The sequence below is a fragment of the Nocardiopsis lucentensis DSM 44048 genome, from assembly GCF_000341125.1.
In the GTDB taxonomy this organism is placed as follows: Bacteria; Actinomycetota; Actinomycetes; order Streptosporangiales; family Streptosporangiaceae; genus Nocardiopsis; species Nocardiopsis lucentensis.
Map to the genome: position 1 here is coordinate 1 of NZ_ANBC01000286.1, position 13,630 is coordinate 13,630.

At 73.6% G+C, this 13,630-nt stretch carries 11 protein-coding genes and 1 pseudogene; 2 read left to right on the forward strand and 10 right to left on the reverse strand.

Translation table 11 applies throughout. From position 1 onward, the window contains the following. The 3 genes and pseudogenes from D471_RS33700 to D471_RS0109755 all read right to left on the reverse strand — a co-directional run. Positions 1-494, reverse strand: a pseudogene (locus tag D471_RS33700) (hypothetical protein); the annotation flags it as partial. Between the two features lie 707 nt (positions 495-1,201). Then, positions 1,202-2,155 (reverse strand): CRISPR system precrRNA processing endoribonuclease RAMP protein Cas6, encoded by a 954-nt coding sequence (gene cas6, locus D471_RS0109750; protein WP_026127574.1) that lies wholly within the window; start codon positions 2,153-2,155, stop codon positions 1,202-1,204. 91 nt (positions 2,156-2,246) lie between these two features. Next, a complete protein-coding gene (locus D471_RS0109755) occupies positions 2,247-2,777 on the reverse strand; it encodes a DUF1697 domain-containing protein (protein WP_241479595.1) in 531 nt (176 codons plus the stop codon). A gap of 142 nt (positions 2,778-2,919) precedes the next feature. Between D471_RS0109755 and D471_RS0109760 the strand changes: the two genes are divergently transcribed. After that, the gene (locus tag D471_RS0109760) at positions 2,920-3,906 is read left to right on the forward strand and encodes a hypothetical protein (RefSeq protein ID WP_017598451.1); all 987 of its coding nucleotides are present in this window, start codon (positions 2,920-2,922) and stop codon (positions 3,904-3,906) included. Positions 3,907-3,960: 54 nt separating this feature from the next. Here D471_RS0109760 and D471_RS0109765 read toward each other — a convergent pair whose 3' ends face one another. Together D471_RS0109765 and D471_RS0109770 are read right to left on the reverse strand one after the other, a co-directional pair. Beyond that, positions 3,961-5,757, reverse strand: a complete 1,797-nt coding sequence (locus tag D471_RS0109765) for a solute symporter family protein (protein ID WP_017598452.1) — start codon at positions 5,755-5,757, stop codon at positions 3,961-3,963. Then, positions 5,757-6,047 carry a DUF485 domain-containing protein gene (locus D471_RS0109770; RefSeq protein WP_241479596.1) on the reverse strand — a complete coding sequence of 97 codons (291 nt, stop codon included), beginning with the start codon at positions 6,045-6,047 and terminating at the stop codon, positions 5,757-5,759. Before D471_RS0109770 ends, D471_RS0109765 begins: the two co-directional genes overlap by 1 nt. Positions 6,048-6,679: 632 nt before the next feature. Between D471_RS0109770 and D471_RS0109775 the strand changes: the two genes are divergently transcribed. Further along, positions 6,680-6,955, forward strand: coding sequence for a hypothetical protein (locus tag D471_RS0109775; RefSeq protein WP_017598454.1), 276 nt, complete (start codon positions 6,680-6,682; stop codon positions 6,953-6,955). Between the two features lie 340 nt (positions 6,956-7,295). Here the strand turns inward: D471_RS0109775 and D471_RS0109780 are convergent, their stop codons facing one another. From D471_RS0109780 to hutU, 5 genes are all read right to left on the reverse strand, one after another. Continuing rightward, positions 7,296-8,390 (reverse strand): GNAT family N-acetyltransferase, encoded by a 1,095-nt coding sequence (locus D471_RS0109780; protein ID WP_017598455.1) that lies wholly within the window; start codon positions 8,388-8,390, stop codon positions 7,296-7,298. Between the two features lie 198 nt (positions 8,391-8,588). Further along, the gene (gene hutI, locus D471_RS0109785; RefSeq protein ID WP_017598456.1) at positions 8,589-9,794 is read right to left on the reverse strand and encodes an imidazolonepropionase; all 1,206 of its coding nucleotides are present in this window, start codon (positions 9,792-9,794) and stop codon (positions 8,589-8,591) included. After that, on the reverse strand, positions 9,791-11,173 hold the full coding sequence (locus tag D471_RS0109790; RefSeq protein ID WP_017598457.1) for a formimidoylglutamate deiminase: 1,383 nt from the start codon (positions 11,171-11,173) through the stop codon (positions 9,791-9,793). The genes hutI and D471_RS0109790 overlap by 4 nt, the downstream gene beginning before the upstream one ends. Further along, positions 11,170-12,492 (reverse strand): allantoate amidohydrolase, encoded by a 1,323-nt coding sequence (locus D471_RS0109795; RefSeq protein ID WP_017598458.1) that lies wholly within the window; start codon positions 12,490-12,492, stop codon positions 11,170-11,172. The genes D471_RS0109790 and D471_RS0109795 overlap by 4 nt, the downstream gene beginning before the upstream one ends. A 2-nt stretch (positions 12,493-12,494) precedes the next feature. Further along, positions 12,495-13,630 (reverse strand): urocanate hydratase (gene hutU / locus D471_RS0109800; RefSeq protein WP_017598459.1); only part of this gene is annotated, 1,136 nt, incomplete at its 5' end.

A 13,630-nucleotide genomic window follows, 5' to 3' on the forward strand; every position in this document is an offset into this window, starting at 1 on the left:
TCCTCGGCGCGGCTGCTGTCCACGACCTCGGCGGGGCCTCCGCTGACGGCGCACACCGCCGTGATCCCGTAGCCGTGGGCGGGGGTGTGCAGCGCCGACATGCGGCGCCGCGCCTCCCGCAGCCGTGCGGGCAGGACCGCCAGGGCCTCATCCACCCCCGCCGGGACCGGCTCCGGGTCGGCGACCCCGGCCGTCCGGCCGTAGGGGACCAGCGCGACCACGGGGGTGAGCTGACCGGCGAGGTCGCGCAACCGCCGTGTGTAGCGCCCCGTGAACTCGCGTGCGGACGGGAGGTCGGGGAGGACGACGGTGAGCGCGCCGCCCGCGTCGCGCAGGACGACGTGGTCGGGCGGCAGGAGGTCGGCGACACCGTTGCGGGCGTCGGAAGTGTCGGTCAGCTCCGCGACCAGGGCCGCGCGTCCGACCGCGTCGAGGATGCGCCGCCCGCTGAACACGAAGGACTGGATACCGCGCAGATCGACACCGACCACCACACCGCCGGAGGGGAGGCCCCCGGCCCCGTCCCCGGGGGAGAGCTCCGGCGCCGCGCCGGAGTCCGGCGCCGCGGGCGACGACGAGAGGGGGGCACCGTGCTCGGAGGCCGTCCGTCGGGGGGCGTGGGGAGTGGCGGGAGGGCGGTGGAGGGCGACGGGTGGGACGATCACCGGGTCGGCTCTCCTTCTGGGCGGGGGCACGGATCTGGCCCGGACGTACGGGCGTCCTGGTGACCTCTCTCGGACGGTGTCGGCCAGGCCGCGGACGACGGTCCCCCACCGATACCAGCAACGGCGCCCGTCCGGCACACTCACCTCCCCGGTTGGCCCGTTCCGGTCACCGGAACCGCCGCCCGGGACACAGTGTCCGAGAGAGCTGGATGCGCACCCCGCTTCCCCTCACGGAGGTCCCACCATGACCCGGCACGTACCGGAACCCGCGGCGCCCACCCGGCCCGCCACGGCCCCGGCACCGACCGTCCCGGCGCCGTTGACCGCCCAGGACCTGGTCCCCCACCTGCGGGGGCTGGCGCGGGCGCTGCGGGAAAGTCGCGCGGACCCGGCACGGCGGAACCGAGGCGGTCACATGTGAGGCACGGGAGGCGGCTCCCGCCCCCGTCCACGGGGTGGGAGCCGTCACCAAGCCCCCCGCGCGGAGGGGACCGGCCCCCGCCCGCCGTCCTCGGGCGGGAACCGGCGCTTCGGGATCAGTCGAAGAGCGTCCCGCTGAACTCCTCGGTCACGACCCGGGGGCGGGTGTCGCCCACCCGCGGGGGTGTCCGCCGCCCGGCCCGCCCCTCGGCACGGCGCGAACCCTGGACGGGCACTCGGGCGGCCGTCCCCACGCTGGTCACCGTGTCCACGCGGACCGCACCGAAACCCTGGGCGGTGTACTTTCCCACCCCCGTCAGCTCGACGAGCTCCAGGAGCGCGGCGAAGGCGTCCGCGTGGCGGCGCTCACCGCCGACCAGGTCCAGGCGCAGTCCGCCCTCCCACCCCAGAACGGTGCGGTTGTCGGCGTGGTGGTGCTCGGCCAGGCGCACGTCCTCCCCGGGAAGGGGAAGGCGCCGGACCCGGGCCAGCCCGCCGAACACGAGGTCCAGCCACGGTTCGGCCAGCACGGTGGGGGCGAAGCGGGCGACGGCGCCCACCGCCCCGCTCCCTCCGACGATCCCCCCTCCGGACCGGTGCACCGCGCCGAAGAGGCGCCGGGGGTTGGGCCACACGTGCGGGATGCGCTCGCCCGTGGCGTCGCGCGTGGTCATGACGACGGGAGTCCGGCTGCGGACCGCCGCCGAGCGCACGGAGGACGGCCCGCGTGCGGCGGTGAGCATCCGGGAGTAGGAGACGTCGAAGGTGCGGGTCACCGACAGCGGTTCCAGCAGGTGGTCACCGATGCGCTGCGGCTGGCCGACCAACTCCTCAGGGTCGACCGGGGGCGGGACCGCGTCGTCCAACCAGGTGAGCGTCCAGTGGTGCAGCCGGTCGCCGAGCGGAGCCGGCCACCCGTTCATCGACCAGCGTTTGGCGGCGGTGTGCTCCTCGGGGGGCTGCGGCCACCAGTGGTTGAGCAGTCCGTGGCAGTCCTCGGGCCGGATCGGCCGCGCGGTGTCCGCCAGGTCACGCAGGATCACGGTCCAGCGTCTCGGCACGGGCGCCACCCCTTCTCACGTGGTCGTGACGGCGACGGGTCCGCGCCGTCCTCGGTTCACCGAGGACATCTCTCGGACAGTCGGCGGGGGTGGGGCCCGGTCAGCCCTTCGCCATCTCCACCAGACGGAGCACGGTACGCCAGTTGCGGCCCGTGAGGAAACCGTCGGCGTGCCGGGCGACGATGTCGGGCACCTTGGCGTGGCGGACACCCCGTCGGTGGTCGGTGTAGGCCTCGGTCGCGGTCACGGCCAGGCGTTCCTCGGGCAGGTCCGACAGGTCGAGCGCGCGCAGACCGGCCACGTCCAGGCTGCCGGAGCAGAACAGGACCAGGAACCGGGCGGGGTCGGGGACGTCCAGGGGGTTGGCGGCCACGACGGCGCGCAGCCGGTCGGCCGTGCGCACGACCGTCGGGACGTCCATACCCGTCTCGCGGTGGATCGCGTCACGGATCCGCTCGGCGACGTGTGTGGGGTCCTCGTCCGGCGCGGACAGGACCACGTTGCCGCTCTGGAGGTGGGTGGCGACGTCGGTGTACCCGAGGTCGGCGGCCAGTGCCCGTAGGTCGGCCATGGCGATGCGGCGGTGGGCGCCCAGGTTGATTCCGCGCAGCAGCGCGACGTACCTCGTCATGTACGCCATTCTCACGCGACCGAGACAGTTCGCACAAGTTTTCGATTTTGACCGTGCCGACGCGGTGTGCGCGTACCCTGGTCCCCGTCAACGCACGGACCGCCCCGGGCGCCCCCGCGTCCGACCGCCCTTCGGAGATGCCTTGTCTCGTCTGAGCCACGTCCTCGACCTCGCCCCCGTGGACAGGGAGGTGGTCACGCGGTCGGTCGCCGCCGCGCACGAGGTCGTCCGATCGTGCCGGTTCGACGGTCGGGGATGGCTGCGCACGCCCGACGCTCCCACCCGCGAGCGGCTGGCCCGGCGCGCCGAGGAGCTGGGGCTCGTCGATCGCGAAGGGGGCGAACGGCGGGAGCGGGCCCGGACCGCGCAACACACGGGCGAGGAAATCGACGGCGCCGCGGAACGCGTGACCACCACCGCGCTCCAGCTCCAGTCCGGACGGCACCTGGCGCCCCGCAGCCACTACCTGGTCGCCGAACTCACCCCCGACGGCGTCCCGCTGGAGCCGAGCTACGAGGAGCAGGGGTGGAGCAGCACGGGGCTGACCGTCACCGCGTGGGACGAGGCGGACACCTGCGCCCTGGAGTACGCCATGCCCGACGGCGTCGGCACGGGCGAGCCCCCGGTGACGTCGGGGACGGTGAGCCACGACGCGTCGGGCGTCCTGACCGCGACGATGCGGATCCGGCTGCCCGGACGCTTCCCCCGCTGGCGCACGGCCAGCGGAACGCTCACCGTCGACACCGGCGCCTGGTACGCGGCGCTGGACGGCGCCGCCGCCGAGCCCCCCGTCCGGCTGTCGGCGACCCACGCGCTGGCGAACGTCGAGGCCTGGCTCTCCCCCACCGTCCGCGACGACGGCCGGTGGGAGGTGTCGGCGGTGCTGGACGTCCGGGGCCGGGGCCTGATCGCCCGACCGCTGGTGGCACTGGTGGTCTGGGCGGTGCGCGGGTCCTTCCGCAGGGAGGCCCGGCGCGAGCGGCGGGGCCACACCACCGAGGTCGTGAGCCCGCGTGAGCGACTGGACCGGTTCAGGGGCTCCTGGGACCGCGCCGCGAGCACGGCGGGGCGCCTGCCCGACTACTTGCGCGACGTGGCCCAAGCGATGGCCGAGGCCCCCGGTGACTGACCGCGCGGCCACGTCGGCGGGCGCGGGCGGCACGCGACGACCGCCCACGCCCGCTCAGGAGGAGGTCTCGGTGCCCCACCCGGTGAGCGAACGGACCCGCAGCTCGGTGTAGCGGGAGGTGTCGCGCTCGTCCGAGAGCAGACTGCCGACCACCGCGCACAGGAACCCGACCGGCACGGCGAACAGGGCGGGGTTCTCCATCGGGATGAGCTGGATGTCGATCCACGCGGGCAGCACCGACAGGTTCTCCCCGGTCACCGGGTGCGTCTTGCCCGACATCACCGGGGAGAACAGCATCAGCACCAGCGTGCAGGACAGTCCGCCGTAGATACCCCACTCCACGCCGCGGGTGTTGAACCGCCGCCAGAACAGGGTGAGCACGATGACGGGCAGGTTGGCGGCGGCCGCGATGGCGAACGCCAGCCCCACCAGGAAGGCCACGTTGAGCTCCTGGGCCCGGATGGCCAGCACGATGGCCGTCCCGCCGACCGCGCACGCCGCGAAGCGCGCCACCCCCATCTCCTGCGACTCGCGCGGCCGCCCCCACATGAGGATGTGTCCGAACAGGTCGTGGGCGATGGAGGACGACGAGGCCAGGGTGAGACTGGCGATCACGGCCAGGATCGTGGCCAACGCCACGGCTGAGATCAACGCGAGCAGCACGGCCGCGCCCACCGGCCCGGCGACCAAGCGGCCCAGCTCCTCGGCGAGCATCGGGACCGCGCTGTTGCCCGAGGGGTCCAGACCCAGAATGCGGTCGGAGCCCACCAGCGCGGCGGCGCCGAAGCCCAGCGCGAGGGTCATGAGGTAGAACGCCCCCACCATGACGATGGCCCGGTTGACCGACGTGCGCGCCGCACGCCCGTCCGGCACCGTGTAGAAGCGGATGAGGATGTGCGGCAGCGCGACCGTGCCCAGGACCAAGGCCAGGCCGAGGCTGATGAGGTCGAGCTTGTTGAACATCGTGCGCGCGGGATCGCCGGGCACCTCCACCCCCAGGCGCAGCCCCGGTTCGAGGAAGGCACGGCCGTGTCCGCTGGCCTGGGCCGCCTCCGTCAGCAGCGCGCGGGGGTCGAAGGAGAACTGGGCCAGGACCAGGACGGTGAGCAGTCCGGTGGCGCCCAGCAGCACGACCGCCTTGATGATCTGCAGCCAGGTCGCGGCCTTCATCCCGCCGTACATGACGTAGACGATCATCAGGACGCCCACGAGCACGATCACGCCCGAACGCGCCTGACCCGCGCTCAGCCCGAGGAAGGTGCCTCCCTCGTGCAGGCCGAGCAGGACCGCCACCAGCGCCCCCGCCCCGACCATCTGCGCGACCAGGTAGAACACGCACACGGTGACGGTGGAGACGGTGCAGGCGAGCCGTACCCGCATCCGGCGCATGCGGAAGGCGGGCAGGTCGGCCATGGTGAAGCGGCCGGTGTTACGCATCAGCTGCGCCATGGGCAGCACGAGCAGCCAGGCCACCAGGAAGCCGATGGAGTACAGGAAACCGTCGTAGCCCTGGAGGGCGATCATCCCGGCGATACCGAGGAACGAGGCGGCCGAGAGGTAGTCACCGGTCAACGCCAGACCGTTCTGGGTGCTGGAAAAACCGCGCCCCCCGGCGTAGTAGTCGACCGCCCCGCGCGTGGTCCGGCGGGCCCGAACGGTGACGGCCAACGTGACGAGGACGAACACGGCGCACAGGGCGAGCGTCCAGCCGTGCGCGGCGCCGAACCGGCCGCCGAGGACACCGGCGAGGTCGAACGACCCGACGGCGTGGTCGAGGGTCGCGCGGGCGATGCCGTCCCCCGCGGCGGCACCGCCCGCGGCCCCGGGCGTGAGATCGGACAAGGTGATCATCAGCGGATCACCCGACCGGACATGCACTCCTCCTCGCGCGCCCGGTCACGGATCCGCTCGGCGAGCGGATCGATCGCGCGCGCCGAGAAACGACCGAAGGCCCAGGCGAGCGCGAACGCCAGCAGGAACTGGCCGATTCCCATCAGCAGGGCGACGTTGATCGGTTCGATGACCGTCATGCTCATGAATTCCCGGGCATAGGCCGAGAGCAGGAGATAAGCCAGGTAACTGATGAGGAATCCGGATACCAGGACAGCGGACTGGAGCGCGAACCTCCTTCGCAGCTTCACGAAACTCGGGTCCACCGACATACGCTCGCACGCGCGCACCACGTCAGCCCTCTCACGCCGTCGCGCCGCCGCCGACCTGGGACCCCGTGGGCGAAAGGGCTCCCTCCGCCCGTCGACACGCCTTCCGTACGCGCCCTCCATATACTCGACCACGGTCCTCCCCCTGCGTTTCTCCTACGGATTCCGCTCCCCCACGGCATCCGCCGATGACCGGTGCGCGCCACGCGGGCCCGCGTCCGGTTCCTTCGCGGCCACCGCGTACGCGCGGACGTGCTTCGCGAAGTGGGAAATACGATAGCCAGGAGAATGGGGCCGTGTTCGCCAAACTCACAAATCGGTTGACGCGACTGACGCACACCGATCACGCGAACCGGACGAAGAAGTGCGAAATCCAACAAGCGGCGCCAAACCACGACCGGGCGTCCGCGCACCGCCCTCCCGGCGCCGACACCCGCCGCCCTTCCAGCGCGGACGCGTCGTGTGCGGGCGCGGGCAGCACCCGGTCTTCGCTAGGCTTCGGGGCGACCCCGAACCCATCACGGAATCCGACATACCTCGGTTTTCCGTGTTCGTACACGTGTATGATTACGGGGTCCGCACTATTCACGCGATACCGAAGGGAAATCCCCGCCGTGGTCACCGAGGTCTTCACGCGCAAGTACTGCGATCCCCACGCCGTCCGCGAGGAGAAGGTCGAGGCGACTGAGGTCATCCAGTTCGCCTGGGAAGGCGCCGTCCGCGAGGTCGACGCCTGCGACGAGTGCGCCAAGGAGCACGAGTCCCGTTACGAGCCCCTCGTCGACTACTCGCGCCCGGTGAAGAAGCGCCGTGCCCCCAAGAAGGCACCTGCCCCGGCCCCCGCCGACAACGGTGACGCCGCCGCGGACAGCGGATCTGAGCAGGACTAAGGCCCTCCCGTCGCCCGCCACCGCCCGAGGGACCGCTTCGCGGCGGGGCGGGCGAAGCGGGGATCGGAGACACCCCCAGTGGTCACCGACCCCCGCGTTGTGTCACGGGTCAGCCCTGGCCCATCAACCGCGCCACCTGACCACCGCGACGCGCATCGCCGCCCACGCCCGCCTGCACCGCCTCGGCGACCGGCAGGCGGGNACCCTCAACCGACGCCTGCGGCGCAACACCCACCTCCCGTCGCCCGCCACCGCCCGAGGGACCGCTTCGCGGCGGGGCGGGCGAAGCGGGGATCGGAGACACCCCCAGTGGTCACCGACCCCCGCGTTGTGTCACGGGTCAGCCCTGGCCCATCAACCGCGCCACCTGACCACCGCGACGCGCATCGCCGCCCACGCCCGCCTGCACCGCCTCGGCGACCGGCAGGCGGGCGTGCACGTAGGTACCACCCTGGGCCTGGACCGACGCGCCCATCCGGCGCATGATCCGCAGCATGCCCGTGTTGGCCAGACTCGTCTCCGCCCGCACCTCGGCCAGCCCCCAGTCGGCGGCCACGACCGTCAGCGCCCGCGCCACGGCCGTACCGACACCGCGGCCCTGCCACGCGTCCTCGACCAGGAAGGCGATCTCGCCCACGCCTGGATCCAGTGTGTACATCAGATGCCCCAACGCCACGGGCGCCTCCTCCCCACGCGGCCGCACGGCCAGGGTCAGCCCGCGCTCGGGATCGCAGAACACCCGCAGCATGTGCGGGCTCAGCTCACTCATCCCCGTGAAGTACCGGTTGCGTACCGTCTCCTCCGAGCAGCGACGGTGCAGATCGCTCAAGGCGGGCGCGTCACTGTCACGCACCTGTCTCAGGGACAGCACCGCTCCCTCCCCGGTACGCACGACCCGGTCGGTGGGGACCGGCCCCGTCGAGGGCATCACCGAACGCACCAGGGCGTCCGCCCTGCTGGACTCGGTCCAGGTGAACGGGTGCGAGGCACGGCGCACCAGCACCCCGCGCAGCGGACCGACGGGGACCAGCATGGCCCCTCCCTCGTCCGCGTCGCCGGCCTCCTCGATCCGGGTGAGGTTGGTCCAACACGCGTCGTCGGCCAGCAGGAGCTCCGCCAACGCCTCCGGCAGCCGGTTGGGGTGCGCGCGCAACCGCGCGGTCAGCAGCAGCGCCCGGGTGACGTCGTCCCCGACCTCGCGCCTGTGGGCGGGGACGGCCGTCACCGTGCCGGAGGGACTCAGCCGAGCGACCTCGCGGACGGCCCGGGCGTGGTTTCCGGGCACGTCCACGACGAACTCGTCGACCACGCCCGCCACATCGGTGTGCAGGGACAGGTCGACGATGTTGCCCCCGTGCCGTGCGAGAGCCCCGACGACCGCGGCGAGCCCTCCGGGCCGGTCCTCGACCGCCGTCCTAATCCGCCACAGGCCCACAGTGTCCCCCTCGGATGAAGGTGCTCCCGTCGCCGCGGTACGGCGCTGGACCGCGACGACGGGACGCGCACCGACGTGGTTCCACGGTCGGGGACCCACGTTTCGCGGACGTTAGGCGTCCGTTGAGTTCCGGCGGAGGTTTGCTGGACGCGCGTGATACGGCGTAACCGGGCGGGCCCGGGGCCGACTCGGGCCCGGTCAGGGACGTCCCGAGACGAGCTCACCGTCCTTCCACACCGCCGCCACCAGCGGAACTCCCGGCCGGTAGGCCAGGTACAGGTGGTTGGGCGCCTCCAGGAGCGTGAGGTCCGCGCGTGCGCCCGGCGCCAGGTGGCCCACATCCGTACGGCGCAGCGCACGGGCGCCACCCGCCGTCGCCGCCCATACCGCCTCATCCGGTGTCATGCCCATGTCGCGGACGGCGACGGCCACGCAGAAGGCGAGGCTGGAGGTGAAGCACGATCCGGGGTTGCAGTCACTGGCCAGGGCGACCAGCGCACCGGCGTCGATGAGCGCCCGCGCGTCCGGGTAGGGCTGACGGGTCGAGAAGTCCACCCCCGGCAGCAGCGTCGCCACGGTCGGGTCGGGCCGCCCGGCCGCCTGCGCGAGGGCGTCGACGTCCTCCGCGGTGAGGTGGGTGCAGTGGTCGACGGAGGCGGCGCGCGTCTCCACCGCCAGCCGCACCCCCGGCCCCTCACCGAGCTGGTTGCCGTGCACCCGGGGCAGCAGACCGCGGGCGACGCCAGCGGCGAGCACCCGCCGTGAGGCCTCCTCGTCGAAGGCTCCGCGCTCGCAGAACACGTCCACCCACCGCGCGTGCGGCGCACACGCCTCCAGCATCGGCCCGGTCACGAGGTCGACGTAGCCCTGCGGGTCGTCGGCGTACTCCGGCGCGACCACGTGGGCGCCGAGGAAGGTGACCTCGTCCGTGACCCGCCCGGCCACCGCCAGGCTGCGCTCCTCGTCCGCGACCGTGAGCCCGTACCCGGACTTGACCTCCAGGGTGGTGGTGCCCTGCGCGCGGGCCTCACGCACCAGGCGGCGGGCCCCCGCCAGGAGTTCGGCGTCGCTGGCGTCCCGGGTGGCGGCGACGGTCGTGCGGATACCGCCCGCCGAGTAGGGCCGGCCGCTCATCCGGGCGGCGAACTCACGGCTGCGGTCGCCCGCGAACACGATGTGAGAATGGCTGTCGACGAAGCCGGGCAGGACACAGCGCCCGGCGGCCTCGACCCGGACGTCGGCGTCCGGGGCCTGGGCACGCGGCCCGGCCCAGGCCACACGCCCGTCCTCGATCACCAGCGCGGCGTCGGCGATCTCACCCACCGACCCGCGTCCCAGACCGGGGTCGTTGGTGACCAGTGTGGCGATGTCGTCGACGAGGACCGCGCGGGGCGTGTCGGTCATGAGTGCAACTCCTTGATCACCGTGTCGAGATCGTGTGCGGTGTCGGGCAGGCGCGTGTGGACGCCGCCGCGGACGGTCCACCGACCGTCGGCCATCACATGGCGCACGTCGGCGGCGGTCGCGGCGAAGACCACCGCGTCCGTGGCGCGGGCGGGGTCGGCCCCGGCGAGCCGGACCCCCTCCAAGGGGACGTTGACCAGGTCCGCCCTGGCCCCGGCGCGCAGCTCCCCCGCGTCGGCGCCCCCGTCCTCGGCGGCCCAGCCCAGCGAGCGGTGACCGTGCGCGGTGGCCGCGCGCAGCAGCGCGCCGCTGCCCAGGGTGCCGCGCCGGTGCGTGCGCAACCGCTCGTGGAGTTCGACCCCGCGCGCCTCGGCGAACAGGTCCGACTGCGCGTGCTGGTCGGTGCCCAGACTCAGCGGCGCCGGCACGAGGTCGCCCGTGCGGGGCAGGCCGTCGGCCAGGTCCCGTTCGGTCGTCGGGCACAGGCACACGGTCGCCCCGAAGTCGCGGACCGCGGCCACGTCCCCGTCCGTCAGGTGGGTGGCGTGCACCAGGGTGGTGCGTTCGGTCAGGGCGCCGGCGTCGGCGAGCACCCGGGTGGGTGTGCGATCGTAGGCGGCCAGGCAGGCGGCGTTCTCCGCGGGTTGCTCGGACACGTGGACATGCAGGGGAGCCCGGCGCTCGTCGGCGAACGCGGCCACCCCGGGCAGGTCCTCGGCCGGGACCGCCCGCACCGAGTGGGCCGCCGCGCCGACCCGGACGTGGCCGCCCTCCGGGGCGAAGGCGGCCACGCGCTCAGCCCACCCGGCCACGTCCGCGTCGCCGAACCTCAGCTGCGGACCGGTGAGCCGCAGGTGCGAGCCGTGTTCGTTCAGCCCCCCGGACAGATAGCACACGTCGAGCAGGGTGAGGCGCACCCCGGCCTGCGCCGCCGCCTCGACCAGGGCATGTCCCATCGCGTTGGGGTCGGCGTAGCGCGCACCGCCCGGGGCGTGGTGCAGGTAGTGGAACTCGCCCACGCACGTGACACCGGCCAGCGCCATCTCCGCGTAGGCCGCCCGGGCCAGGCGCAGGTAGGCGTCCGGATCCAGGCGCTCGGCGACCCGGTACATGACCTCCCGCCAGGTCCAGAAGGAACCGCCGCCCGCGTGCGTACGGCCGCGCAGGGCCCGGTGGAAGGCGTGCGAGTGGGCGTTGGCCAGACCAGGCAGGGTCAGGCCGGTCAGGACCTCGGCGTCCCCGGCCGGGTCGGCGTCCGCTGACACCGAGGTGAACCGCCCGCCGGCCACCTCCAGCAGCACGCCGCTGACGGGGGCGTCGCCGCCCAGCCAGGCCCACTCGCACCAGTACCGCCGCACGTCGGTCTCACGTCCGGTCACGACGCGGCCTCCCCCACCGGTCGGGCGAGCAGGTCCTGGAGCACATCGGCCAGGGCGAGCACCCCGGCATGGCAGTCGTCGGGACGGGCCCACTCCTGCGGCGAGTGCGACACCCCCGTGGGGTTGCGCACGTACAGCATGGCGGTGGGCACGTGGGCGGCGAGCACACCGGCGTCGTGCCCGGCGCCGGTGGGAAGAATCGGCACGCCAGTGGCCGTTGAGGGTGGAAACCCGCCACCCCGCGAAGCGCCTTCGGGCGATGGTGGACGACCGGTGGGAAGCACGGGCCCCCGGGCATCGGGGGCCCGGGTGCCGACGACGGCGGCCAGGCGGTCGCGCAGTCCGTGCGTGAACGACACCAGCGGGGTGAGCGACTCAGCCGTCATCGCGACCCCGACACCGTGCTCGCGCGCGGCGGCCTCGGCCCGGGCGCGCACGCCCTCGACCACGGCCATGAGCGTGTCCTCGGAGTCGGCTCGGGCGTCCAACCAGGCGTTGACCAGGGACGGAATAGCGTTGGTGCCGTTCGGGACGATCACCGACCTGGCCACCGTGGCACGGGCGTCATGCTCCTCGGCCAGCGCGCGGGCGGCCAGGACGGTGTGCGCGAAGGGGAGCATGGGATCGTTGCGGTCGGCCAGGCGCGTGGTCCCCGCGTGGTCCGCGCGGCCGGTGAAATCCATCCGCCACCGGCCGTGCGGCCAGATCGCGCTGGCCACGCCCACCGGGTGGACGGTGTCCTCCAGGGCGCGTCCCTGCTCCACGTGCAGCTCGACGAACACGTCCAGCAGCGCGAGGGTGTCCGGGTCCGGGCCCATCAGGTCCGGGTCGTGCCCGGCCCCCTCCATCGCCTCCGCCCAGGTGACACCGTCGGCGTCGGTCAGCCCCCGCGCCCGTTCGGGGGAGATCTCCCCCGCGGTCAGGCGGCTGCCCAGACAGGGCACCCCGAAGCGGCCGCCCTCCTCCTCCACGAACACCGCGAGCACGAGCGGACGGGCGGGCCGCACACCGCGGGCGCGCAGCTCGTCGACGGCGGCCAGGGCGCTGGCCACGCCGAGCGGCCCGTCGAAGGCCCCGCCGTCCGGCACCGAGTCCAGGTGGGATCCGGTGGCCACGGCTCCGGGGCCGGGCGCGCCCCACCAGGCCCACAGGTTGCCGTTGCGGTCGGTGCGCACGTCGAGTCCGCGCGCGGCCGCCTCCCCGGTGAACCAGGCGCGGGCGTCGGTGTCGGCGCCCGCCCAGGTGTACCGGTGGTAGCCGCCGCTGTCGGCATCGCGCCCGACCGGGGCCAGGTCGGCCCACATACGGTCGAACGACACGGCTACTCCCCCTCCGCCATGGGGACGCGGATGCCGTGCTCGGCGGCCACGCGGGCCGCGTCCTCGTACCCTGCGTCCACGTGCCGGATCACACCCATGGCGGGGTCGTTGGTCAACACGCGGTCGAGCTTGGCGGCGGCCAGCTCGGTCCCGTCGGCGACGCTGACCTGCCCCGCGTGCAGGGAGCGGCCCATACCCACGCCCCCGCCGTGGTGGATGGACACCCACGACGCTCCGGAGGAGGTGTTGACCAGGGCGTTGAGCAGCGGCCAGTCAGCGATGGCGTCGGAGCCGTCCTTCATCCCCTCGGTCTCTCGGTAGGGGGAGGCCACCGAACCGGTGTCCAGGTGGTCGCGGCCGATCGCCAGCGGCGCCGAGATCTCACCGGAAGCGACGAGCTCGTTGAAGCGCGCTCCGGCGGCGGCCCGCTCGCCCTGGCCCAGCCAGCAGATCCGCGCGGGCAGACCCTGGAAGGCCACGCGCTCCCCGGCCATGCGGATCCACCGGGCCAGATGGTCGTTGTCGGGGAACAGGTCGAGGATCGCCTGGTCGGTGCGGGCGATGTCGGCGGGGTCACCGGACAGGGCCGCCCACCGGAACGGGCCCTTGCCCTCGCAAAAGAGCGGACGGATGTAGGCGGGGACGAACCCGGGAAAGTCGAAGGCGCGGGTGAACCCGCCCTCGCGGGCCTCGTCGCGGATGGAGTTGCCGTAGTCGAACACCTCGGCGCCCGCGTCCTTGAAACCGACCATGGCCTCCACGTGCGCGGCCATCGACTCGCGGGCTCGGACGGTGAACTCCTCGGGCTTGGCGGCGGCCAGGTCGCGCCAGTCCTCGAAGGCCACGCCGACCGGCAGGTAGGCCAGCGGGTCGTGCGCGGAGGTCTGGTCGGTGACCACGTCGATCGGGGCGCCGCGCCCCAGGAGCTCGGGCAGGACCTCGGCGGCGTTGCCGAGCACGCCGATCGACAGGGCGCGGCGCTCGTCGCGGGCCCGCGTGGCCAGTTCGAGGGCGTGGTCCAGGCTGTCGGCGCGCACGTCCAGGTAGCGGTGCTCGATCCGGCGGTCGATGCGGCTGGAGTCGCACTCGACCACGATCGCCACGCCGCCGTTCATGGTCACGGCCAGCGGCTGGGCTC